Raw genomic sequence first — 21,446 nt, forward strand, 5'->3', positions numbered from 1 at the left:
AATTCTACTTATGCAGCCCCTTAATTTCGGGGGGGATTACCGTGGTAAAGCTGATTTTCAAATTGGCCGTGGAGAAGCGCAAGCTCAAGACCAATCCCGCCGACGGAAAAAAGGTGCGATATTCGAAGCCGCAGCGAACCCGTTCCGCTGGATACACGGACGCTGAGGCTAAAGTCCTTTTGCGAGCCGCGCTTCTTTCAGATGAATCCTTAAGTAGATGGTCTGACGAAAACCGGCGTGCGGTACGTTGGGGGCCGTGGATATGTGCCTTCACCGGCGCGCGGGTTTGCATGGTGCCCAACATCAGAAGGTGTTCGACACGGTGCTGGTGGTTTCGGACAGGACTGTTATCGACACGCAGTTGCAGGAGGCGATCTTCAGCTTCGAGCGCACGACTGGTGTTGTGGCGACGATCAACAGCGATGCCGGGGCGAAAAGCGGGCAGTTGGCTGAGGCACTGGCGGGCGGCAAAAAAATCGTCGTTTGCACCATCCCGACTTTCCCCCATGCACTGGCTGCGGTTCAGGAGCTGGCGGCATCCAAGGGCAAGCGGTTTGCCGTCATCGCAGACGAAGCGCATTCGAGCCAGACGGGCGTGGCAGCCTCAAAACTGAAGCTGGTGCTGTCCGCCGAGGAGGATGCAGATGTGTTAGATGGGGGCGAGGTGAGCGCAGAGGATGTGCTTGCCGCCAACATGTCGGCTCGTGCAGGGGCCAGCGGCATCACCTATGTTGCGTTCACGGCCACGCCCAAGGCAAAGACCCTGGAACTGTTCGGGCGAAAGCCAGACCCAAGCCAGCCCGCAAGTTCGGCCAACCTACCAGAGGCGTTTCACGTCTATTCGATGCGGCAATACAAGCGTTGTCTGAGATGTGAGTGCCCAAACCAGACTCTCAAACGGCTGCGGTCGCTCGATCGTAGAAATCATCAGATTTGTTCGCCGCGCCTTGCATGGATGACTGCTTTCTTGGTCTCGCTGCAGTCGCCATGCCGAAGCGCCGTCGGTCGCCTCTGCACCCAAAGCGTCGCCAATGCCGTTATCGCGAACGAAAACCGCGCGCACGCAGCGAAAGACCGCTCCGTCCGCACAGCACACCCCCTCCCCCTACTCCCCGCCAAACCCCTCCGGCACCCGCCGCCCTTCAACCCCCGCCATCCCCGCGTCCTCCAGCAGGTCCGCCAGCATCGCCTCCACATTCTGCCCCGATGCCGACAGGTGCGCCCAGATCTCGCGCGCTGCAGGCGCAATGCGCGGCTCCTGCACCGCCCGCGCCGTGTGCAGCCAGACCGCCAGACCGTCGCTGCTCACATAGTCGCGCGCTTTGCGTAGGGCGGCGATCTTCGTCTGCGCCGCGCGGATGAACCGCGCCACCTCTGCCGGTTTCCAAGTGTGAAGCGTGGTCAAGTCCACCCCCTCCGCCAGATACACCGCCGCCCAGAACTGTGCGGCGGCGGCGTGTTGTTCCACGCCGTGCGGTTTGCCCCCGGCCAGCCGGTCGGCCACCGCCTGCGCCTCATCCACCAGCGCCTTGATGGCCTTTTCGATCTGCCAGTTGCCGAATTCAGTGCCCGCCATCGGTGCTCTCCCCTTCGCAATGGCCAGTGTAACACGCCCGAAGTGTTAAGATTTCAGAGATCTCACACAGCCAGGCCTTTGAAACCAAACGATCTGGCCCCTTGTCCCCCTGTGTTACACGCCCCCTCACTTGCCCTTTTGATCCTGCTGGCGCAGCCGGTAGGCGATCTGGCGCAGCATGCCGTGAAAGGTCTGCACCTCGGCCCGCGTCAGGCCAAGCCGGGCCCACATGTTGCGCAGGTTCAGCCGCATGTTGGCGGCCTTGGTCTCGGGAAAGAAAAACCCCGCCGCCTCCAGCCGTTCCTCAAAATGATCGGCCAGTTTTTCCACCTCGACCCGGGCGGCAAATTCGGTGCGGGCCAGTTCCATCACTTCCGGGGCCACCTCTACCGTCTGCCGTCGCCATTCATAACCCATCAGCAGGGCACATTGGCCCAGATTGAGGCTGGGAAAGTCGGGGTTGACCGGCACCGTCACGATGGCATTGGCCAGCGCCACATCCTCATTCTCAAGCCCCGCCCGCTCAGGCCCGAACAGCACGCCGACCTTCTTCCCCTCAGCCGCCATCACCCGCGCCATCTCCATCGCCCGTTCGGGCGTGACGATGGGCTTGACCAGTTCGCGCGGGCGGGCGGTGGTGGCGAAGACATAGTCACAATCCCCGATGGCGGCTGCCACATCGGGGAACAGCCCCGCCTGATCCAGCAACCGCCCCGCGCCCGACGCCATCGCCACTGCCTTGGGGTTGGGCCAGCCGTCGCGCGGGGCCACGATCCGCATCCGGGTCAGGCCGAAATTCAGCATCGCCCGGGCGGCGGCCCCGATATTCTCGCCCATCTGCGGGCGGACAAGGATGAAGGCAGGTTCGATCATGCGTGGCACCCCTTTGTTTGCAGGCCTGTTACGCCAGCCGACCCGTGCGGGCAAGTGATGGTCAAGCCCGACAAAGGCTGGTAAGCCAGCCAAAACCCGCTGCGAGGACCCGCCATGGCCGCTGAAGACCGCCCGCAAATCACCCTGATCACCCCTCCCAGCTTTGATCTGGATGTGTTTCCCGCCCAGCTTTCCGCCGTGCTCGATGCTGTGGAGGTGGCCTGCCTGCGGATCGCGCTGGCCAGCCGCGAGGAAGACAACCTGCTGCGCGCCGGTGATGTGCTGCGCGACCTGGCCCATGCCCGCGACGTGGCCGTGGTGATCGAAAGCCACCTTTTGCTGGTCGACCGGCTGGGGCTGGACGGTGTTCACCTGACCGACGGTGCCCGCACCGTGCGCAAGGCCCGCAAGGATCTGGGGGCGGATGCCATTGTCGGCGCCTTCTGCGGCCCCACGCGGCACGAAGGGATCAGCGCGGGCGAAGGCGGGGCAGATTACGTCGCCTTCGGCCCGGTCGGGGCGTCGCCGCTTGGCCAGGGCACGCTGGCCGAGTTCGAGCTGTTCGAATGGTGGTCGGAAATGATCGAAGTGCCGGTGATCGCCGAAGGCGCGCTGACAGTGGAGTTGGTCGAACGCTTCGGCCCCGTCACCGATTTCTTTGCCATCGGCTCCGAGATCTGGGGCGCGGATGACCCCGTCGCTGCCCTCAGGGCGCTGCTCGCCCCGCTGGGCTGACGTGAGCCTTCGGGTCTTCACCCGGCCCCTGACCGGGGTGGACAGTGGCGATCACCCGTTCGCAATAACCGGCAAGTTCTTTGCGGCCGGGAAAGGCATCAACCGGCACGGCTGGGTGAAAGTTCACCTCGACACGGCCCTGCTTGCGCGCCGACAGAACCGAGACCAAATGCCCGGCAAAGGTCATGTCGCCCCACCAGCCATAGAACCGCGCATCGGCCCCGTCAGGCGCGTGATAGACCACGGTGACGGGCTGGATGTGCATCACTGATTCAAGGCCATGCGTGAAAAATGCCGCAAAGAGCGTTGATTTGAATGGCAAAACCCGGATGCTGTCTGTCGAAGTGCCTTCGGGGAAGAACACCAGCCGATGGCCCGCGCGCAACCTAGCCTCAAACAGTTGCTGCTGGCGTTTGGCCTCAGTTCCCTTGCGGGTGATGAACACCGTCCCCGTCGCGCGGGCCAGCCAGCCGATGCCCGCCCAGCCCGAGACTTCGGACTTTGCCACGAAGTACATCGGCGCGCAGGCGTTCAGGGCAAAGATATCCAGCCAGGAGCCATGATTGGCCACCATGGCACCGCGCTGTTGCATCGGCGTGCCCCGCACCGTCAGCCCGATGCCCATGATGGCCATGGCCGTGCGGCAGACGCCTTGGGTGATCCGGGGCGTCCAGGGCCTTCTGGCGCCGAACAGCGGTCCTTCCGCACAGCGCACCATCAGCAACAAGAGCAGCCCGCCATAAGTCACAATGCCCAAGGCCACAGCGCGCAAGCCAAAGCGCAGCCAGCCAACGGCCGCAACCGGCGATCGGGGCGGCGGTTCGGCGGACCAGTTCAAGCGGCCTCTCCCTTGCGGGTGTAGAACTGCTTGTGCTTGGCGCTCATGCTGTCGGTGTCCATCACCAGACAGACATCGGTGGTGTTGAAGGCATGATCGACGAACACCCCCTCACCCACAAATCCACCCAAGCGCAGATAGGCCTTGATCAGCGCCGGGGTCGCGGCCAGGGCCGCACGCCGGTCTACCGATCCGGCGGGGAGCAGACAGGGTTGCACCTTGTGCCCATGCGCCCGCACCCGCAACGCGGGCGGGGCAAGATGCGCGTGGTGCAGATAGGACAGGGGGGCGGCCAATGCGGCAAGATCCGTGCCCGGAAAACTGGCGGACCCGAACAGGATGTCAATCTCGCGCTCGATCACATAGCGGGCCAGCGCGTTCCACAGGTAAAACATGCCTGTTCCGCCGCGATGATCGGCATGGATGCACGACCGTCCCAGTTCCAGAAGTTTGCGGCCCGAGGTCTTGAGCAGGGTCAGATCAAATTCACTTTCGGAATAAAACCGGCCGATCTGCGCCATCCGGTCACAGGGCAACAGGCGATAGACGCCAACGACATGATCGCCCGCGTCAAGATCAGCCATCCGGTCCACCAGCAAAAGATGATCAAAGACCGCATCGAACTCATCCCGCTCTGATTGCGCCGCATGATCGACACCCGGTCCGTCCGCCCCCAGTTCTGCGACAAACACCCGGTATCGCAACCGAAGCGCCGATGCGATATCGACCTCGCCCGTTGCCAGACGCACCTCATAGCGATCTTCCAGCTGTCTTTTCGTCACAGAACCCTCTTCAGCTGCGGCCTTAACCTTCAGTTAACAAAGATGGCGATAAAAGCACGGCATCCGCAAGACAACTGCCATGGACAAAAGGCCACGTCATGACTCATCCTTGGCATACCCTTGTACTGAGTGAGGCTCATGTTCCTAGATGCCAAAGACCGGCAGAAGTTCGATCTGGCGACCGTCTATCACCACTTTGCCTGCATGTTCAAAGTTTACCGTGATGCGCCCGCCAATGTTTGACTGCACCTGCCCCAGCCCCCAGTCCGCCCGCTCTGGGTGGCGGACCATCATGCCTGGTTCCAGAATCGCATTCATCTTCCACTCCTTTTCCAGTCAGGATTTTGCCGATGTCTGACAAGCCTGATCTGAGCGCCCTGCTGGGCTCGCGCATCTGCCACGACCTTATCAGCGCGATCGGCGCCATCAGCAATGGGGTAGAGCTGCTGATGATGGATGGCAAAAGCAGCAGCCCCGAACTGTCGCTGATTGTCGACTCTGTGGCCAACGCGACCGCCCGGATCCGGTTCTTCCGGGTCGCCTTCGGCGCCCCCGGTGCCAGTGAACACCGCATCGCCCGGGCCGAAGTGGTCAACATTCTTGGCGATCTGACCCGCGGCGCCCGGCTGAGCATGGACTGGCAGTCACCCACAGACCTGTCGCGGCGCGAGGTGAAGCTGGCGTTTCTGGCCATCCTGTGTCTGGAAAGTGCCATGCCCCATGGCGGCACGCTGCTGATCGAACGGGGGGAATCGCGCTGGACCCTGCGGGGAGATGCGGCGCGTCTGCGCATCGACCCCGACCTGTGGGAGCTGCTGTCGAACCCCGCGGCCCATGTTGATATCGGCCCGGCTCAGGTGCATTTTGCCCTGCTGCGCGATGAAATCGTCCGGCAGCACCGCCGCCTGTCGGTCGAGGTCAGCGAAACGGTGGTGCGCCTGTCATACTGATCGGGCGCAAACCGCGCCTCACTGCTTCGCGCGTCGCCCGGCTGCAAAGCTTGACGGGAAGATCTTGCCCGTTTGCCCGGCGCGCCTTCAGGCGCGGCAGGTGCCGTCTCCCCGCACCAAGTATTTGAAGCTGCACAGTTGCTCGGCCCCGACCGGGCCACGGGCATGCATCTTGCCGGTGGCGATGCCGATCTCGCCCCCCATGCCAAATTCCCCGCCATCCGCAAACTGGGTGGAGGCGTTGCGCATCAGGATCGCACTGTCGAGCCGGGTCATGAAACGGTCGGCGGTGGCGTCATTCTCGGTCAGAATGCTTTCGGTGTGGCTTGACCCATAGCGCCGGATATGGCCAATCGCGCCGTCCACGCCATCCACCAGTTTTGCGGCGATGATCATGTCCAGAAACTCGCGCCCGAAATCATCGGGGGCGGCTGGTACGGTGCCCGGAATGGCCAGCAGATCGCCTTCCGCGCGCACTTCAACCCCTGCCGCCAGCAGATCCTCGATCAGCACGGCACCGTGCCGTGCGTAAAAGGCGCGGTCGATCAGCAGGCATTCCGCAGCACCGCAGATGCCGGTGCGCCGGGTTTTCGCGTTCAGCACCACGGCGCGCGCCTTTGCCAGATCAGCCTCGCCATCGGCATAGACATGGCAGATGCCTTCCAGATGCGAAAACACCGGCACCCGCGCCTCGCGCTGCACCAGCCCCACAAGGCCCTTGCCACCGCGCGGCACGATCACGTCAATGTAGTCCACCGCCTGCAGCATGGCCGTCACCATCGCCCGGTCGCGGGTGGGGATCAGCTGGATCGCCGCTTCAGGCAGGCCGGCGTGGCGCAAGCCCTCCACCATACAGGCATGGATCGCGGTCGAGGAATGAAAGCCCTCGGACCCGCCGCGCAGGATCACCGCATTCCCGGCCTTCAGACACAGCGCGCCAGCATCGGCAGTCACATTTGGGCGGGATTCGTAGATCACGCCCACCACACCCAGCGGCGAAGCCACGCGCCGGATGTGCAGGCCCGACGGCATGTCCCATTCCGCCAGCACCCGCCCGACCGGATCGGCCTGCGCCGCCACCGCGCGCAACCCATCGGCCATGGCGCGGATGCGCGCCTCGTCCAGCAGCAACCGGTCCATCATCGCAGGCGACAGGCCCTTTTGCGCGCCAAACTCCATATCCAGTGCATTGGCATCGATGATCGCCTGACGCCCGGACCAGACCGCGTCGGCCGCGGCCTCAAGGGCGGACTGCTTGCTTTGGGGTGACGCAAAAGCCAGTTCAGCCGCCGCATCCCGCGCGGTGCGACCCATTTCGTCCATCAAGGTGACGCTCTGCACATCCATTGCGCAAACCCTTTCATCTGTTCACAAATATCCCGGGGGTCCGGGGGCAGCGCCCCCGGGGTCGGCCCGTCAGACCACCATATCATCCCGGTGCACCAGCGCCGCCCGGCCCTCATACCCCAGTATCCCGGCGATATCACCCGAGCGGTGCCCGGCGATCGCCTTTGCCTCAACGGCCGTATAGCGCACCAGACCCTTGCCCAGCACCACACCATCAGGCGACAGGATCGAAACCGGCTCACCGCGGCCAAAGGTGCCCGTCACCCGCGTGACCCCGGCAGGCAGCAGCGACTTGCCCGCCCGCAGCGCCACCACCGCGCCCGCGTCCAGCACCAACTCGCCACGCGGTTTCATCGCGTTGATCCAGCGTTTGCGCGCGACCTGCGGATCGGCCTGCGCCACGAACCACGTGCGCTGTGCACCATTGGCCAAAGCCGACAAGGGCCGCAGGACCGAGCCTTCCATGATCGCCATGGCACAGCCCCCGGCAATCGCGGTTTTGGCTGCCAGCAGTTTGGTCTTCATGCCGCCCTTTGACATGCCGGAAATCGGATCGCCCGCCATCGCCTCGATCTCGGGTGTGATGTGTTCCACCAGATCAAAGCGCTGCGCGGCGGGGTCTTCCTTCGGGTTGGCAGAGTAAAATCCGTCAACATCAGACAAGAGGATCAGCTGATCCGCCCCCACCGTCACCGCGATCTGCGCCGCCAGTCGGTCATTGTCGCCAAAGCGGATTTCATCCGTGGCAACCGTGTCATTCTCGTTCACGATCGGCACCACGCCAAGGCCCAACAAGGTTTCCATCGTGGCGCGGCTGTTGAGATAACGGCGGCGGTCTGTGGTATCTTCCAGCGTGACCAGCACCTGCGCGGTGGTAATGCCGTGCGGGGCCAGCACCTCTTCATAGGCGCGCGCCAGACGGATCTGCCCGACCGCCGCCGCCGCCTGCGACTGTTCCAGCGTCAGCACGCCGCTGCCCAAGCCAAGCACCTTGCGCCCTAATGCAATCGAGCCCGACGACACCAGCACCACATCGGTGCCGCGCACTTTGGCCTCGGCCACATCCATGGCCAGTGCCGACAGCCAACCCTGTTTCAGGCCGGTCGCCCGGTCCACCAGCAAGGCGGAACCGATCTTGACGACCAGCCGTTTGGCGGTGCGGATGTCGGGGGCGCGCGGTTCGGTCAGGGTTGCCACGGGCCAGCCTCCACTTCCGGAGCCTCACCCTGCACAGTGCGGTAAATATCGCGCAACACGTCCTGCAGACCTTTGCCCGCGACACCGGAAATCACATGCACCGGGCCACCGCTGGCCTTTTCCAACGCGCGCTTGCGGTCAGAAATCTGCTTGGGGTCCATGGCGTCGCATTTGTTCAGCGCAACGATCCGGGCCTTGTCGCCCAGCACTTCGGAATAAGCCTCCAGTTCGGTCACGATGGTCTTGTAATCCTTGGTGATCGTGCTCGACGTGCCATCCACCAGATGCAACAGCACCTTGCAGCGTTCCACATGGGCGAGGAACTGGATGCCAAGACCGCGGCCTTCGGATGCGCCCTCGATCAGGCCGGGAATATCGGCCATCACGAATTCGGTCCCGTCGACGCCCACGACCCCAAGGTTGGGGATCAGCGTGGTGAACGGGTAGTCGGCAATCTTGGGCCGGGCGTTCGAGACGGCGGCGAGGAAGGTGGACTTGCCAGCATTCGGCAGCCCCACCAGACCGGCATCAGCGATCAGTTTCAGCCGCAGCCAGATCGTGCGCTCCACCCCCTCCTGCCCCGGATTGGCGCGGGCGGGGGAGCGGTTGGTCGATGATTTGAACCGCAGGTTGCCCCAGCCGCCATTGCCGCCCTGCGCAAGGATGACCTTCTGGCCCACTTCGGTCAGGTCGGCGATGATGGTTTCCTCATCCTCGTCCAGAATCTCGGTGCCGACCGGCACGCGCAGCACGATGTCATCGCCGGTCTTGCCGGTGCGCTGTGCGCCCATGCCGGGCTGGCCTGACTTGGCAAAGAAATGCTGCTGATAGCGGAAGTCGATCAGCGTGTTCAACCCGTCCACCGCCTCGACCCAGACAGAGCCACCGTTGCCGCCGTCGCCGCCATCCGGGCCGCCGAATTCGATGAACTTCTCGCGCCGGAACGACACGCAGCCGCCCCCACCGCCGCCCGAGCGGATGTAGACTTTGGCGAGGTCGAGGAACTTCATAGGATCAGACTTTCGAGAAAAACGGTGGAATGCGTCAGGCGCAGTTACATCTTGCGATACAGGATCGGGGGCCACACCTCAAGCGCGCGCGGTCTATTGGCGCAATCCAAGCGGAGACGGGTCTTATTCCGCCGGCCCGAGCGGCAGAGCATGACGGGCCAAGAAGGTCTGGCGCGACAGGACCAGATCGACATGGTCCATGTCCTGCCCCAAGGGACGACAGAATTTGCGGCTTTGCCCCGCCTCTGCAAAACCAAGATTTTGCAAAACCCTGGCAGACGGCAGATTGCCAACGAAATAACCCGAGGTTACTGGGCCCCGGTAGAACTGGAACACCGCGCGCAACAGGGCCACCGCCGCCTCTTGCGCATAGCCACGCCCCTGCGCGCGACGGGCGATCCAGAACCCAAGCTCTGCCCCGCCGCCGATCAACCCTGCGAACCCCTGATCATCATGGATCGAAAACGTCTCACCCTCGGGCGCTGTTGCCACATAGGTTTGGAAGTCTGCGGCAGGATAGGGATAGGGCGTGGTGGCAAGCCAGCTGGCAATCTCGGGGTCGTTCAGTCCCGAGATCACCCCCGCCTCATCCGCAAGGCTCAGAGGGCGCAGCCGCAGCCGCGCCGTTCGAAGCCAGATGCCTGCCGCCTGCCCCATGCGCTCATCCCAGCTTGCGGATATAGGTCCAGGTCGGGACCCGCGCGCCGCGTGCCACGCTGAATGTTTCGGCATCCCCAAGATACTGGAACCCGGCATTGGTCAGCACCCGGGCCGAGCCGGGATTGTCCTGAAACACCTCGGCAAACATGGCGCGGTTGGCTTGCGGGTTGGCATCCACCAGCGCCTGCACGGCGGCAGAGGCAATGCCAAGGTTCCAGAACGCCGGGGCGACCCAATAGCCCACTTCGGACTGGTCACGGTTGTACTTTTCGACATCCATGCGCTTCAGGCTGATCACGCCCAGCACTTCGGGCAAGGACGATTGGCTGCCATCCATGACCCAGATATCTTCGTCTGCCGGGCGCTTGATGGCACGGGATACAAACCCTTCGGCCGCACCGGGCGGCAGCGGGTGGGGGATGGAATGCGTCGCCTCTGCCACCCGGCGATCACCGGCATACATCGCAAAAAGGCCCGCATCCGACTTGCGCACAGGACGCAGAATGAAGCGCCCCGCATCAATCACAGCCTGCGCCGCCGCAGCGTCAACAACGTCTAGTGTCATGGCTTCCCTCCTTCGAAGCGCATGAAGGGCCGACCTGGCCCCGCAAGAACGATCTTTCCTCCACACTGCGATCCGTTCCGGATGTCAGTGTGGACACCCACAATCACCCTGCCAAATCTTGATGGCAAAAGAGTGAAAGTCCGCGTGCAAATCCCGGAAAAGTCGCGGAAAATGCGAAAAGGGACCGGCCCTGCGGCCGATCCCCCTTTTACATGTCTGATGTAAAAGTCCGGCTTACTCGGCTGCCTCCTGGGCGGGCAGGACAGAAATGAAGGTACGACCCTTCATGCCCTTCTTGAAGGTCACCTTGCCCTCGACGGTGGCGAACAGGGTGTGGTCCACGCCCATGCCAACGCCTTCACCGGGAAACCAGGTGGTTCCGCGCTGACGCACGATGATGTTGCCAGGGATCGCGAGCTGACCGCCAAACAGTTTGACGCCCAGACGACGGCCGGCAGAGTCGCGACCGTTGCGGGATGAGCCGCCTGCTTTCTTGTGTGCCATGAGGGATTACTCCTTATTCAGCAACAGCGTCAGCGGCTTTTTTCGCACGCTTTGGCTTGGCGGGAGCTTCGGCTGCCGGAGCGGCTTCGGCGTTATGGGCGGCGCGGCGCGCATCGGCAGTGCCGGTGGCAACGGTCACGCCCGACTTTTCGGCACCCGAGGCCAGAACGTCGGTCACGCGGACCAGCGTCAGATGCTGACGGTGGCCTTTGGTGCGCTGCGACGAATGCTTCCGGCGGCGCTTCACGAAGTGAATAACCTTCTCGCCCTTGATCTGGGCGATCACTTCGGCCTGAACCGCAGCACCTTCCACGAAAGGCACGCCTACGGTCACGGACTCGCCGCCGACCATCAGAATATCGTTGAACTGGATCTTGTCACCAGCATTGGCGGCCAGCTTTTCAATGCGCAGAACGTCACCCGCCTGCACCTTGTATTGCTTGCCACCGGTCTTGAGGACCGCGAACATGGGTCTTTCCTTTTCATCACCCGCGTCCTGCGGCCCCCACGTACGGGAGTTTTGTGGGGCAAGCCCCGCCTTCGGACAGCGCGCCCCGTGCGGGGCGTCATTTCAAATATAGAACCCGGCCAAGACTCGCATCTTTGCCGGGATGCGGGCTTATCGGGTGAATTTCAGACGAAGTCAAGCGTCCGCGCCGGGCTGCGCGACTGCGGCGATCAGATATCCTCGCCCTGCATCTGGCTGGCGGCAGCCCGGCCCAGATCGTAGGAAATCTGCGTGAAGACAACATCATAGGCGGCAAACAAGGCCGCATTCAACTTGTTCCCGGCTTGCGTTTCAGAAAACGCGACATAAGCATCCAGATCCGCGTCCGACAGCGGTTGATAGGCCAGCGAAAGGAAGGGAAACAGCCACTCCGTGGTCTCGGCCCGCACGTCCGGTTCCTGCCCCCAGACATCGGCAAGCATCTGGTCCTCGGTCATCTCTTGCGGGAAGGCCCCGCTTTCCGACATGCCGCGATAGAAAGCCAAATTGGCGTTCATCGCACCCATGACATTCGACTCGATCAGGTCATTGGTCTCGACGAAGCGGGTCACCGCGTCCACGCGCGCGCCACCTTCAGCCCGCAGGTCTTCCCACGCCAGCTTTGCCGCATCCTCGACATCCGCGTCCATCAGGGCCCGGCGCGCCTCGACCTCCAGTCGCAGAACCGTCTGGCCAAGCTTTGAGCCGAAAAACTGCTCGATCTGGTCAAGATCGGACCCGGCCCCGGCCAGCGTCTTTTCCAAAGCAGCATCAAACCGGCTGCGCATCGTCGCGGGATCGTATATCAGGGCCACCACCGCGTCCCACTGTGCGCCGGCCTTGTCGGGAAACATCTCAGCCGCAAGCGTCTGCCCGTATTCCCGCCCCTCATCGCGCATGACGGCGATGACATCGGCCATCATCAGCGTATCGGTCAATGCCGAAACCCGCGCCGCGCTGACCGCGGGGGTCTCCTGCCCCACCGAAGCCTGCGCGCGCGCGGAGCCCGTCGCAATGGGGGCAAGAGCCAGCCCCAACCCGAGGGCCAAGGAAAGTCCAAGCGAGGCAAAGTCAAACGGCGCAGACATGGCGGACCTGACATCATGAGGAGCGGTTCCCGAACAGCTAGTGCTTTCCCGACCGCTTGCCAAGTCAACCCGCCGCACGCCCGCGTGACCGGCTACGAACCGCCGAAAAAATTGCGCGAATGAGGGCTTGCAAGCGACCAAAAGGGCGGTTAGGAACCGCCGCACGAAGACCACACCAAATGCGGAGAGGTGCCGGAGTGGTCGATCGGGGCGGTCTCGAAAACCGTTGTGGGTTCGCGCCCACCGTGGGTTCGAATCCCACCCTCTCCGCCAATCATCCCAAGTATCTGAAAAGACTAGTGAAAAGGCTGATTTTTACCCCCAGAGAATCGCCTTATTGTACTCGCTATTGCACCTGCAAAGGGTTGCCCGCTGACGCGGGGCAGCCCTTCGGAGTGTCTTCGAAGCCACGGCAAGCCCGCGACATAAAAAAGGGGCCAGCTTGGCCCCTCTCTCGCTCATTCGACTAGGTGTCGTGGTCAGTGCCCGCGTCAGCGGGCTTGCGCTTCCTCTGGGCCGCGAAGCTCAAGCCGTCCCCGGACGCGACAACGGGGGTGCCTTCCTCGAAGAGGTCGCGCAGCCGGTCCGCCTTGGCCTCAATCTCAGGGCTGTTGAACAAGCCGCACACGTTCGGCGCGCCTGCGTAAACGTATCCGCTCATAGTGGACTCCTTATCCGTTCTGACTGACTGCTCGCTGCCCGGCGCGGGCCATATCGGCGGCAATCTGTTTCTGAGACCGCCGGAAGCTGTCCGCGTCGGGCGTCTGAATGTTGATGGTCTGGGGGGCGTGGATGATCGTTCCGCCCCCGGCGCTATCCCCCATTTCCACCGGAATCTTCCGCCCCCGCGAAAGCGGGATAACGGCTTCATTCGGGTGCAGGACCGCCGGGATATCCGGTCTCCTTGATGGCGAGTATTGCTCTCAAAAGACCGGAACGGAACCGCGACAGGTCCAATCTGGATTTTGAGGACCTAGAGGAGTTTCTGGGGCCACAACTGCCATGGGTGATGTGGGGCTGTGCGTTTGAGGATTTTCTAACGCGGGAGTGGGAGCCTGAGGGGAACGTCGTCGATCTTTACCTTGGGCGCCGGGGCTGGCGCGAACCGGCACTGGCCAAAAGCTACACCGAGGGCCTGGGCGATGCCTATGTCAGTCTGCATGAGGTGGTGGCGACCAAAACCGGTGAAACCATGGTGCTGCGCGATCTGCTGACCGGCGCAGATCCGGTCACGGTGCGCGAGAAAAGCGCCAGCAAGACTCTGCAACCCGGCGACCGCATTGCCGTGCGGGTGGTGCCGGTGCGCGATCACCACGTGATTTCAGGGGGGCTTTTGCCTTTTGCTCCCGCAGTCGTCGACCTGCTGAGGGACGGGCTGCGCAACGTGTTGAAGCTGCGGCGCTAGCAGGACCTGCGCTTCACCCCCGACCAGCTGCGCGGCATCGCGCCGCTGTTCACCGCAGCCTTCCTGTTCACCCATCTACCCGAGGCACTTGACCCACACCTGCCGCAGATGACCAACACCGATGTCGAGGATATGATCTGTCACGAGCTGCGCTTTCCCTTCATGGCAGGCGTCACACAGGCACAGGTGGCCAGGCGATCAACCTTCTGCCCGACCTGTCCACCGACGGGCTAAAGCGATGGGTCTGGTTCGCACCGCAGAAGAAAAGCCGCAAGGCACAGAGGGAGGGCGGCACCATCCTTTGCACGCTTGAATTACGCGGAAGGGCGCTGGTGCTGGAGGTGAATTCCGCCGAGCGCGCAGCACGGGCTGCAGCGCTGATCAAAATGGCCACGGGTGCCCTGCTGCGTCTGCCGCTGACGGCAATCCAGACCTTCGATCAGGCGAGCGCCGAACATTCTGAGAAGGGCCCGCCCCCGCCAGAGGAAATCCCGCCCGAGATCGCGCGCGAGGTCGTCTACGCCCATATGAATCGCCACTACCGCGAGACGCTGGACCAACCTATTCCCGAGCTGAAGGGCAAAACGCCAAGGCAAGCCGTGAAGACGGCCGCCGGGCGGAAACTGGTGATGGACTGGCTGACGCTGTTGGAAACCGGCACAGCAAGGGCGGATTCGGAAGCGATGGCGGGGTATGACTTCGGCTGGATGTGGGAGGAATTGGGGGTGAAGCGGGAATCAAAGCGCCCTGACAAACCAAAGCCCTGATACAAAGATTTGGGGTTTTTTTCCCACAGGCTGAGCTGTTCCGGTGTGAGGGGTCTTACGTGCTATCAAGAAAGCGCGCGGGTCCGGAGTGCCGTGCTCGGTTCGCCGCTGAAGCTTCGCGGGTGAACTCCAGAGAGCCGATGGCAGATTACCGGGGCTGCTGTCAGGACTCGGATGCAGAATGAAAATTATGTTTTACTTGCCGAGCCGCTAACGGACGCAGGCTGCTCGGATCAAGACCGTTATGGGTCATCAAGGCCCAGCCGGCTCGTCACCAGCAAAAATCGAAAGCCGTTGCGCAGAATTCAGGCACCCCGCTGCGGCGGGCCCTCAGGGCCGCAACTATGCGATTACGGGACAAGCAATCCCAGCACCAGCGCCGTCTGCCGCCGCACCGACGCGCGCAGGGTCTCCATCGCAATTGGCTCGGCCTTTACGAATTCCATGAACATCTGGTTGAGATTGTTGAACAACACCTCGCCCACCAGCCGCGCGGGCACCCCGTCTTTCAACCGCCCGCGGCGCTGAAGGGCGGCAACCATGGCGCAGACTTGATCGGTCAGCATGGCATCCAGCGCGGTGTAGCGTTGGGAAAACGGCGTGTCGGGCGATTCTATCGACAGCGCCATCGCGGTGCGCCACATCGCTTTGGACAGATAGACCAGCGAATGGTCGTAGTAACCGCCAATCAGCATTTCCAGCGCCTCTGCCGGGTCGGCGGGGGGGGTGGCCAGAACGGCGGCACCGGCGGCCAGCACCTCTTCGACCTCCATCGACACGATGGCCAGCAACAGATCACCCTTGGTTTCAAAGTAGTTGTACAGCGTGCCGACCGATACATCGGCGGCGGCGGCGATGTCTTCCATCCGGGCCGCGCCATAGCCGACCTCGCGGAACAGGCGCGCGGCCGCCTCTTGCATGCGTCTTGTGCGATCGGCCTTGTGCCTTGCCCGCAGACCCGTCATTCGCGCCCGTTTTCATAATCAACCACAAATTTGACATTGACTTCAAAAAACACCTTCTGCAATTCTTTTTGCAATGCCCGCCAGAGGCACCCCCCAACAACGGAGTTTCCCGATGACGCGTTCCTTGACCGCCCCACTGACGGCCATCGCCCTGGTGATGCTTGCCTCACCCCTCCATGCGCAGGAATTGAACGCGCTGGTCTGGTGTGATCATACCGACCCCGCCCTGATTGCACCGTTCGAGGCCAAGTTCGGCGTGAAGGTGAACCTGAAGGAATATGAAGGCACCGCCGCCGGTCTGGCGATCCTTGACCAGTCGCGCCCCGGCGATTGGGATGTGCTGGTGATCGACGCAGTCGATGTGCCCCGCGCAGTGGAAGGCGGCCATCTGGCCGAATTGCCGGCAGACAAGCTGGCCACGGCGGATTTCTTTCCCGAACTGGTGATGGCCCAAAACAATGTGGTGGATGGGAAGACCTATGCCGTGACCGAGAAGTTCGGCTACAACACCATTGCCTATGACAAGACCAAGGTTGATCCCGCCGACATGGCCGACATGGCAGCGCTGACCGGCGGCAAGTATGACGGACGCATTGCGATTTACGACTATTACCTGCCGGTGTTGGGTCTGGTGGCGCTGGGTCAGGGTGTGGCGACGGCCGACCTGACGGCTGATACTCTGCCCACCCTGCGCGAGCCGCTGTTTGCCCTGCGCAAGGCGTCAAAACAGGTGTCCGACGTGGTGTCTGCCCAGACCGCGCTTGCCACCGGTGAGGTGGACATCATGGTGGGCGGCGGTGAATGGGTGACGGCGGTGCTGGCAGCGGACAACCCCAACCTTGACTGGACCATTCCGGCACAAGGCGGCCTGCGGTGGGCGCAATCCATCGGCGTGGTGGCGGGCAGCACCCAGCCCGATCTGGCGCTGGAGTTCGTGAATTACATCACCTCGCCCGAGGGACAGGCGCTGCTGGCCACATCGTCATGCTATTGGGGCATGCCCGCCAATGCAAAGGCAGGCGACGTGCTGACGCCCGAGCAGAAAACCGCCTTGCGGTGGGACGAGCAGCCCGAGTTCCTGGCGCGCGCTCAGCTTTACCCTATCCCGGACGCGGCCCTTGATACCGCGATGCAGGACCTGTGGACCGAGATGCTGCAACAGTGACGCTGGCGACGCGCGAGCGCCGTCTGGGCTGGGGCCTAATGGCCCCGGCCCTGGCATGGACGCTGGCGTTTTTCGTGCTGCCATTTGCGGCCATGGTTGCCCTGTCCTTCGCGCACATGGACGGGCGCAGCATCGTGCGGGGCTTTGATCCGGGCAATTACATCCGGTTTTTCACCGACTGGACGCTGTTCAAGGCGCTGGTGAACTCGCTTGAGATCACGGCAGTGGTCACGGTGGTGTCGCTGGTGCTGGCCTATCCGCTGGCGGCGATCATCGCGTTCCGGGTGCCTGCGCGCTGGCAGCGACTTGCGCTGTTGCTGGCCGTGCTGCCGTTCTGGACATCTTATGTGGTGCGGTCCTATTCATGGCTGCTGGTGCTGGGGCAAAACGGCGTGGTCAACAAGGCGCTGCTTTGGGCGGGCGTGATTGCCGAACCGCTGGCGCTGTCGGCCAGCCGCACCGCCACGGTGATCGGGTTTGTGCATTTCTTCGTCATGCTGCTGACGCTGACGATCTATGCCAACCTGATCCAGCTTTCCCCCAACTATGCCCGTGCCGCGCAGGATCTGGGGGCCGGGCGAATTGCCACGTTCTGGCATGTTATCCTGCCGCTGACCCTGCCCGGCGTGGTGACGGGGGCGTTTCTGACCTTTGTGCTGTGCATCGGGGATTACATCACGCCGCAGATCCTGGGCGGCAACACCGAGCTGACGCTGCCGCAGCTGATCATGCTGCAACTGGGCCGTTCGGGAAACTTTCCGCTCGCGTCGGCGCTGTCGGTGGTGCTGATGGCCGTGGTGACGCTGGCCTATGCGGCGTCTGCCCGCTGGTTGCGGCTGGACCGGCTATGAGGGTGCTGATCTGGGCCTATATGGCGGCGGCCTATGCCTTCATCTTCCTGCCGGTGCTGGTGCTGGTGGTGTTTTCGTTTCAGGATGGCCGCCTGCCGGTGCCGCCGTTTCAGGGGTTCACCCTGCGCTGGTATGGCAGCGTGCTGGGCAACGCCAAGCTGATGTCGGCGCTGGGCAACTCCCTTCTGGTGGCTGTGGTGTCATCGTCCCTTGCGCTGATCCTCGGCTTTCTGGCGGCGCATGCGCTGGCGCGGGTGCGGTTGCCGGGGTCGGTTCTGCTGCGCGGGCTGTTGATCGCGCCGATGACGGTCAGCTATCTGATCATCGCGCTGGGGCTGTTGACCGTGTTCAACCAGACCGGGGTGCGACTGTCACTGTGGACCGCCGGTATTGGCCATGTGGTCATCAACCTTCCCTTGTGCTTTGCCATCACCTATGCCGCGATGGGCGACCAGCAGCGCAGCGCGGAACGTGCGGCGCGCGATCTGGGCGCAAGCGACTGGCAGGTTTTGGTGCATGTCTCTGCCCCGATGCTGGCCCCCGCGCTGGCGGCGGCGTTCTTCCTGTCGGTGACGTTCAGCTGGGACGAGTTCATCATCGCCTTTCTGCTGACCCGGTTCGACGTGACCCTGCCGGTGGAAATCTGGTCGATGCTGCGATCCGGCCTGTCGCCTGCGACCAATGCGGTTGGGGCACTGGTGTTTCTGGTGTCCACCGCTTTGGTTGTCGTTCTTGAACTGACCCTCTTTCGCAAGGCCAAACCATGACAGCCCCGGTTTCCATTCAGGCCATCAGCCAGACCTATGGCACCGCGCGTGCGCTGGACGCGGTCAGCCTTGACATCGCGGCGGGGGAATTCATCGTGCTTCTGGGGCCGTCTGGCTGTGGCAAGACCACGCTGCTGACGCTGATCGGTGGCTTTGCCGAACCGACCGCCGGGCGCATCTTGATTGGCGGCCGCGACATGGCGGGGATCGCACCAAAGGACCGCCCCACCACGACCGTGTTTCAGGATTACGCCCTGTTCCCGCACATGACCCTTGCCGATAACGTGGCCTTTGGCCTGCGGATGCGCGGCATGGCACGCCCCGCCCGCATGGACCGCGCCGCCGAGATCTTGGCGCTGGTCGGTCTTGAAGGGCGCGGGAACCGTCGGCCGCATGAATTGTCCGGCGGGCAACGGCAGCGCGTGGCACTGGCCCGCGCGCTGGCGGTGGAACCGGATGTGCTGCTGCTGGATGAACCCTTGGGTGCCCTGGATCTGAAGCTGCGCCGCCAGATGCAGGACGAGTTGAAAGCGATCCAGCGCCGGGTGGGCACGACCTTCATTCACGTCACCCATGATCAGGAAGAGGCCATGGCCATCGCCGACCGCATCGTGGTGATGAACGCCGGCCGGATCGAGGATGCCGCCCCCCCGGCCGAAGTCTATCTGCGCCCCAAATCGCTGTTCACCGCCAGTTTCATGGGCGAGGTGAACCTGATCCCGGTGCAGGGCGGGCAGTCCCCGCTTGGGCCGCTGGTCACCGGAAATGGCACGTTGATGATCCGACCCGAGGCGATCGGTGTCACGGATGGCCCCGCCGACACCCTGCCGCTGGGGCCTGCGCGCCTGATCGATGTGACATTTTTCGGCACCTATCAGCGCGCACGGCTGGCACCCTTGGCGGCACCCGGCATGACGCTGACCGCGCACCTGCCGCAATCCGCCACCCTTGCACCCGGAACGGAAATGGCGCTGTTTGCAAGCGCGCACAGTTTTCTGGAGGCAACGCCATGACCCGTGATCTGCCCCATGCCCAGCCCGCCGACTGGTGGCGCATCCGACCGGTGGGCGACGGCGTCACCCATATCGACGAGCCGCATATCGTCGAGTTTTATCGCTGCAACGTGTGGCATGTGCGCGGGCGCGACCGTGACATGCTGGTGGACTCTGGCATGGGCGTGGTCAGCTTGCGCGCGTCCGTGCCGCTGGTGACCGAACGCCCGCTGGAGGCGGTGGCCAGCCACACCCATTTCGACCATATCGGCTGCCACCATGAATTTGCCTGCCGGTCCTGCCATGCGGCCGAGGCGCATCTGATGCGCGCGCCGACGCCTGCCAACACGCTGTCAGACAAATATGTCACCGACGAGATCTTCACCACCCTGCCGCCCGCGCCCTATTCCAGCGCCCATTACGCGGTGCCCGCCGCCCCCGCCACGCGGATCCTCTGGGATGGCGACATGATCGACCTTGGCGACCGGCGGTTCGAAGTGATCCACACCCCCGGCCATTCGCCCGGCGGCATCGCCCTGTGGGAGGCCGCGACCGGCATCCTGTTTTCCGGCGACATCGTCTATGACGGCGAGCTGATCGAGGGCACCACGGCGCAGGAAGACCGTCAATACATCGCCAGCATGGAACGCCTGCTGCGCCTGCCCGTCCGCATCGTGCATGGCGGGCATTTCCCCAGCTATTCCGGGGACCGTCACAAACAGATCATCACCGACTGGCTGAAGGGCAAAGACCGATGACCACATTCAACCAACCGCTTGGCGGCAACGACATGCCGCGTTTTGGCGGCCCGGCCACCATGATGCGCCTCCCCGCACAGACCACGGCCAAAGGGCTGGACGTGGCCTTTATCGGCATCCCGATGGATCACGGCACGTCGAACCGGTCCGGCACCCGGCTGGGGCCACGCCAGATCCGTGACGAATCGCGCATGTTGCGGCCCTATAACATGGCCACCGGGGCGGCCCCGTTCGAGCATCTGCAAGTGGCCGACATCGGCGATGTGCCGATCAACACATTTGACCTGAAAAAGACCGTGGACATCATCACCACCTTTTATGACGAGGTGCTGAGCCACGGCGTGATCCCGCTGACTCTTGGCGGCGATCACACTTTGACCTGGCCGATTTTGCGTTCGATCAAAAAGCGCCACGGGCCGGTCGCCCTTATCCATATCGATGCCCATGCCGACATCAACGATACGATGTTCGGCGAAAAAGTGGCCCACGGCTGCCCGTTCCGCCGCGCCTGGGAAGATGGCTGCCTGATCAACGACAAGGTGTTTCAAATCGGTCTGCGCGGCACCGGCTACAGCCCCGATGACTTTGACTGGGGCCGCGCCCAAGGCTGGACGGTCGTTCCGGCCGAAGACTGCTGGTTCAAATCGCTGACGCCAATGATGGCCGAAATCCGCGCCAAAATCGGCGATGTGCCCTGTTACCTGAGCTTTGACATCGACAGCCTTGACCCTGCCTTTGCCCCCGGCACCGGCACCGTTGAAGTGGGCGGTCTTTCGACCTGGCAAGCGCTGGAAATCGTGCGCGGCTGCGCGGGTCTCAACCTTGTGGGCGGCGATCTGGTCGAGGTATCGCCCCCCTATGACCCATCGGGCAACACCGCGCTGATCGGGGCAAGTTTGCTGTACGAAATGCTTTGTGTCCTCCCCGTGTAGCTTATGCCTTCGGCTGATCACATGACCATCTGCATACCGCCTTTCCCGGATACTGTCCCCAAGTGTCTTCTGATCGCCGTGGTCACGTTCTGATCTTTCAGCGCTGCGCTCTGCGTGCCGGACTCTGGGGTTCTCCCCACGATCGTGGAGTCGGTCGCCTGTCCATCGTCGAATGATTTGGAACAGGTAGTCTGATTTTGGAGCGGAAGGTTTTGGCTCACCGGGTTCAGAT

General features: G+C 63.2%; 25 protein-coding genes, 1 tRNA gene and 2 pseudogenes. 12 read left to right on the top strand and 16 right to left on the bottom strand.

Annotated features, from left to right (window positions below; all coding sequences use genetic code 11):
• Window positions 1-262 precede the first annotated feature (262 nt).
• Window positions 263-718, top strand: a pseudogene (locus EEB11_RS20125) (DEAD/DEAH box helicase family protein); the annotation flags it as partial.
• A 387-nt stretch (window positions 719-1,105) separates the two neighbouring features.
• On the opposite strand, the gene EEB11_RS20130 reads toward EEB11_RS20125, so the two are convergent.
• Both EEB11_RS20130 and EEB11_RS18125 read right to left on the bottom strand, forming a co-directional pair.
• The gene (locus EEB11_RS20130; protein ID WP_167852808.1) at window positions 1,106-1,576 is read right to left on the bottom strand and encodes a hypothetical protein; all 471 of its coding nucleotides are present in this window, start codon (window positions 1,574-1,576) and stop codon (window positions 1,106-1,108) included.
• A gap of 126 nt (window positions 1,577-1,702) precedes the next feature.
• Window positions 1,703-2,449, bottom strand: a complete 747-nt coding sequence (locus tag EEB11_RS18125) for an RNA methyltransferase (RefSeq protein ID WP_135433832.1) — start codon at window positions 2,447-2,449, stop codon at window positions 1,703-1,705.
• Between the two features lie 114 nt (window positions 2,450-2,563).
• Between EEB11_RS18125 and EEB11_RS18130 the strand changes: the two genes are divergently transcribed.
• Window positions 2,564-3,184, top strand: a complete 621-nt coding sequence (locus EEB11_RS18130) for a thiamine phosphate synthase (RefSeq protein ID WP_135433835.1) — start codon at window positions 2,564-2,566, stop codon at window positions 3,182-3,184.
• Here the strand turns inward: EEB11_RS18130 and olsA are convergent.
• The 3 genes from olsA to EEB11_RS18145 all read right to left on the bottom strand — a co-directional run bounded on the left by olsA (window position 3,156) and on the right by EEB11_RS18145 (window position 5,122).
• Window positions 3,156-4,022, bottom strand: coding sequence for a lyso-ornithine lipid O-acyltransferase (gene olsA / locus EEB11_RS18135; protein WP_245298995.1), 867 nt, complete (start codon window positions 4,020-4,022; stop codon window positions 3,156-3,158). The two genes, EEB11_RS18130 and olsA, sit on opposite strands and share 29 nt — an antisense overlap.
• A complete protein-coding gene (olsB, locus tag EEB11_RS18140; RefSeq protein WP_245298996.1) occupies window positions 4,019-4,804 on the bottom strand; it encodes an L-ornithine N(alpha)-acyltransferase in 786 nt (261 codons plus the stop codon). The genes olsA and olsB overlap by 4 nt, the downstream gene beginning before the upstream one ends.
• A 144-nt stretch (window positions 4,805-4,948) precedes the next feature.
• The gene (locus tag EEB11_RS18145; protein WP_135433837.1) at window positions 4,949-5,122 is read right to left on the bottom strand and encodes a DUF3553 domain-containing protein; all 174 of its coding nucleotides are present in this window, start codon (window positions 5,120-5,122) and stop codon (window positions 4,949-4,951) included.
• Window positions 5,123-5,154: 32 nt separating this feature from the next.
• On the opposite strand from EEB11_RS18145, the gene EEB11_RS18150 reads away from it, so the two are divergent.
• Entirely contained in the window at window positions 5,155-5,754 is a 600-nt protein-coding gene (locus EEB11_RS18150; RefSeq protein WP_135433839.1) for a histidine phosphotransferase family protein, read from the top strand.
• Window positions 5,755-5,841: 87 nt separating this feature from the next.
• On the opposite strand, the pseudogene EEB11_RS18155 reads toward EEB11_RS18150, so the two are convergent.
• The 8 genes and pseudogenes from EEB11_RS18155 to EEB11_RS18190 form a co-directional block, all read right to left on the bottom strand.
• Window positions 5,842-7,107, bottom strand: a pseudogene (locus EEB11_RS18155) (glutamate-5-semialdehyde dehydrogenase); the annotation flags it as partial.
• 63 nt (window positions 7,108-7,170) lie between these two features.
• Window positions 7,171-8,298, bottom strand: a complete 1,128-nt coding sequence (proB, locus tag EEB11_RS18160) for a glutamate 5-kinase (protein ID WP_135433843.1) — start codon at window positions 8,296-8,298, stop codon at window positions 7,171-7,173.
• Window positions 8,286-9,308 carry a GTPase ObgE gene (obgE, locus tag EEB11_RS18165; protein ID WP_135433845.1) on the bottom strand — a complete coding sequence of 341 codons (1,023 nt, stop codon included), beginning with the start codon at window positions 9,306-9,308 and terminating at the stop codon, window positions 8,286-8,288. The genes proB and obgE overlap by 13 nt, the downstream gene beginning before the upstream one ends.
• 123 nt (window positions 9,309-9,431) lie before the next feature.
• Entirely contained in the window at window positions 9,432-9,965 is a 534-nt protein-coding gene (locus EEB11_RS18170) for a GNAT family N-acetyltransferase (protein ID WP_167852809.1), read from the bottom strand.
• Window positions 9,966-9,969: 4 nt separating this feature from the next.
• Complete coding sequence (locus EEB11_RS18175) at window positions 9,970-10,533, bottom strand: GNAT family N-acetyltransferase (RefSeq protein ID WP_135433850.1); 564 nt, start codon at window positions 10,531-10,533, stop codon at window positions 9,970-9,972.
• 234 nt (window positions 10,534-10,767) lie between these two features.
• A complete protein-coding gene (gene rpmA / locus EEB11_RS18180; protein ID WP_103335990.1) occupies window positions 10,768-11,037 on the bottom strand; it encodes a 50S ribosomal protein L27 in 270 nt (89 codons plus the stop codon).
• Between the two features lie 13 nt (window positions 11,038-11,050).
• Entirely contained in the window at window positions 11,051-11,506 is a 456-nt protein-coding gene (gene rplU, locus EEB11_RS18185; RefSeq protein ID WP_135433852.1) for a 50S ribosomal protein L21, read from the bottom strand.
• Between the two features lie 209 nt (window positions 11,507-11,715).
• Window positions 11,716-12,612, bottom strand: a complete 897-nt coding sequence (locus EEB11_RS18190) for a DUF2059 domain-containing protein (RefSeq protein WP_135433855.1) — start codon at window positions 12,610-12,612, stop codon at window positions 11,716-11,718.
• A gap of 183 nt (window positions 12,613-12,795) precedes the next feature.
• Here EEB11_RS18190 and EEB11_RS18195 point away from each other — a divergent pair.
• Window positions 12,796-12,885, top strand: a tRNA-Ser gene (locus EEB11_RS18195).
• Window positions 12,886-13,078: 193 nt separating this feature from the next.
• On the opposite strand, the gene EEB11_RS18200 is transcribed toward EEB11_RS18195, so the two are convergent.
• Window positions 13,079-13,273, bottom strand: coding sequence for a hypothetical protein (locus EEB11_RS18200; RefSeq protein WP_135433857.1), 195 nt, complete (start codon window positions 13,271-13,273; stop codon window positions 13,079-13,081).
• A gap of 246 nt (window positions 13,274-13,519) precedes the next feature.
• Between EEB11_RS18200 and EEB11_RS18205 the strand changes: the two genes are divergently transcribed.
• Together EEB11_RS18205 and EEB11_RS18210 are read left to right on the top strand one after the other, a co-directional pair.
• Window positions 13,520-14,017, top strand: coding sequence for a DUF7986 domain-containing protein (locus EEB11_RS18205; protein ID WP_135433858.1), 498 nt, complete (start codon window positions 13,520-13,522; stop codon window positions 14,015-14,017).
• 332 nt (window positions 14,018-14,349) lie between these two features.
• A complete protein-coding gene (locus EEB11_RS18210) occupies window positions 14,350-14,784 on the top strand; it encodes a DUF2384 domain-containing protein (RefSeq protein WP_135433860.1) in 435 nt (144 codons plus the stop codon).
• A 350-nt stretch (window positions 14,785-15,134) separates the two neighbouring features.
• Here EEB11_RS18210 and EEB11_RS18215 read toward each other — a convergent pair whose 3' ends face one another.
• Window positions 15,135-15,704 (bottom strand): TetR/AcrR family transcriptional regulator, encoded by a 570-nt coding sequence (locus EEB11_RS18215; protein ID WP_245298997.1) that lies wholly within the window; start codon window positions 15,702-15,704, stop codon window positions 15,135-15,137.
• A 157-nt stretch (window positions 15,705-15,861) separates the two neighbouring features.
• Here EEB11_RS18215 and EEB11_RS18220 point away from each other — a divergent pair, with 157 nt between their 5' ends.
• The 6 genes from EEB11_RS18220 to speB are packed head-to-tail and all read left to right on the top strand — an operon-like array spanning window position 15,862 to window position 21,214.
• Window positions 15,862-16,914: an extracellular solute-binding protein gene (locus tag EEB11_RS18220; protein WP_210134463.1), complete on the top strand. Its 1,053-nt coding sequence runs from the start codon at window positions 15,862-15,864 to the stop codon at window positions 16,912-16,914.
• On the top strand, window positions 16,890-17,765 hold the full coding sequence (locus tag EEB11_RS18225; RefSeq protein WP_245298998.1) for an ABC transporter permease: 876 nt from the start codon (window positions 16,890-16,892) through the stop codon (window positions 17,763-17,765). The genes EEB11_RS18220 and EEB11_RS18225 overlap by 25 nt, the downstream gene beginning before the upstream one ends.
• On the top strand, window positions 17,762-18,532 hold the full coding sequence (locus tag EEB11_RS18230; RefSeq protein ID WP_135433866.1) for an ABC transporter permease: 771 nt from the start codon (window positions 17,762-17,764) through the stop codon (window positions 18,530-18,532). Before EEB11_RS18225 ends, EEB11_RS18230 begins: the two co-directional genes overlap by 4 nt.
• Entirely contained in the window at window positions 18,529-19,545 is a 1,017-nt protein-coding gene (locus EEB11_RS20405) for an ABC transporter ATP-binding protein (protein ID WP_135433869.1), read from the top strand. The genes EEB11_RS18230 and EEB11_RS20405 overlap by 4 nt, the downstream gene beginning before the upstream one ends.
• Window positions 19,542-20,282 carry an MBL fold metallo-hydrolase gene (locus EEB11_RS18240; protein ID WP_135433871.1) on the top strand — a complete coding sequence of 247 codons (741 nt, stop codon included), beginning with the start codon at window positions 19,542-19,544 and terminating at the stop codon, window positions 20,280-20,282. Before EEB11_RS20405 ends, EEB11_RS18240 begins: the two co-directional genes overlap by 4 nt.
• Window positions 20,279-21,214 carry an agmatinase gene (gene speB / locus EEB11_RS18245; RefSeq protein WP_135433873.1) on the top strand — a complete coding sequence of 312 codons (936 nt, stop codon included), beginning with the start codon at window positions 20,279-20,281 and terminating at the stop codon, window positions 21,212-21,214. Before EEB11_RS18240 ends, speB begins: the two co-directional genes overlap by 4 nt.
• A gap of 17 nt (window positions 21,215-21,231) precedes the next feature.
• Here the strand turns inward: speB and EEB11_RS19840 are convergent.
• The coding region (locus EEB11_RS19840) for a hypothetical protein (protein ID WP_210134464.1) at window positions 21,232-21,446 on the bottom strand (215 nt) is incomplete at its 5' end.

It is taken from the genome of Pseudotabrizicola sediminis, assembly GCF_004745575.1.
In the GTDB taxonomy this organism is placed as follows: domain Bacteria; phylum Pseudomonadota; class Alphaproteobacteria; order Rhodobacterales; family Rhodobacteraceae; genus Pseudotabrizicola; species Pseudotabrizicola sediminis.

Bases quoted from the DNA above. Each gene is read 5' to 3' on its own strand.
- EEB11_RS20130 (WP_167852808.1), bottom strand. From the start codon at position 1,576: ATGGCGGGCACTGAATTCGGCAACTGGCAGATCGAAAAGGCCATCAAG.
- EEB11_RS18125 (WP_135433832.1), bottom strand. From the start codon at position 2,449: ATGATCGAACCTGCCTTCATCCTTGTCCGCCCGCAGATGGGCGAGAAT.
- EEB11_RS18130 (WP_135433835.1), top strand. From the start codon at position 2,564: ATGGCCGCTGAAGACCGCCCGCAAATCACCCTGATCACCCCTCCCAGC.
- EEB11_RS18145 (WP_135433837.1), bottom strand. From the start codon at position 5,122: ATGAATGCGATTCTGGAACCAGGCATGATGGTCCGCCACCCAGAGCGG.
- EEB11_RS18150 (WP_135433839.1), top strand. From the start codon at position 5,155: ATGTCTGACAAGCCTGATCTGAGCGCCCTGCTGGGCTCGCGCATCTGC.
- obgE (WP_135433845.1), bottom strand. From the start codon at position 9,308: ATGAAGTTCCTCGACCTCGCCAAAGTCTACATCCGCTCGGGCGGCGGT.
- EEB11_RS18170 (WP_167852809.1), bottom strand. From the start codon at position 9,965: ATGGGGCAGGCGGCAGGCATCTGGCTTCGAACGGCGCGGCTGCGGCTG.
- EEB11_RS18175 (WP_135433850.1), bottom strand. From the start codon at position 10,533: ATGACACTAGACGTTGTTGACGCTGCGGCGGCGCAGGCTGTGATTGAT.
- rpmA (WP_103335990.1), bottom strand. From the start codon at position 11,037: ATGGCACACAAGAAAGCAGGCGGCTCATCCCGCAACGGTCGCGACTCT.
- rplU (WP_135433852.1), bottom strand. From the start codon at position 11,506: ATGTTCGCGGTCCTCAAGACCGGTGGCAAGCAATACAAGGTGCAGGCG.
- EEB11_RS18190 (WP_135433855.1), bottom strand. From the start codon at position 12,612: ATGTCTGCGCCGTTTGACTTTGCCTCGCTTGGACTTTCCTTGGCCCTC.
- EEB11_RS18200 (WP_135433857.1), bottom strand. From the start codon at position 13,273: ATGAGCGGATACGTTTACGCAGGCGCGCCGAACGTGTGCGGCTTGTTC.
- EEB11_RS18205 (WP_135433858.1), top strand. From the start codon at position 13,520: ATGGCGAGTATTGCTCTCAAAAGACCGGAACGGAACCGCGACAGGTCC.
- EEB11_RS18215 (WP_245298997.1), bottom strand. From the start codon at position 15,704: ATGCAAGAGGCGGCCGCGCGCCTGTTCCGCGAGGTCGGCTATGGCGCG.
- EEB11_RS18220 (WP_210134463.1), top strand. From the start codon at position 15,862: ATGACGCGTTCCTTGACCGCCCCACTGACGGCCATCGCCCTGGTGATG.
- EEB11_RS18230 (WP_135433866.1), top strand. From the start codon at position 17,762: ATGAGGGTGCTGATCTGGGCCTATATGGCGGCGGCCTATGCCTTCATC.
- EEB11_RS20405 (WP_135433869.1), top strand. From the start codon at position 18,529: ATGACAGCCCCGGTTTCCATTCAGGCCATCAGCCAGACCTATGGCACC.
- EEB11_RS18240 (WP_135433871.1), top strand. From the start codon at position 19,542: ATGACCCGTGATCTGCCCCATGCCCAGCCCGCCGACTGGTGGCGCATC.
- speB (WP_135433873.1), top strand. From the start codon at position 20,279: ATGACCACATTCAACCAACCGCTTGGCGGCAACGACATGCCGCGTTTT.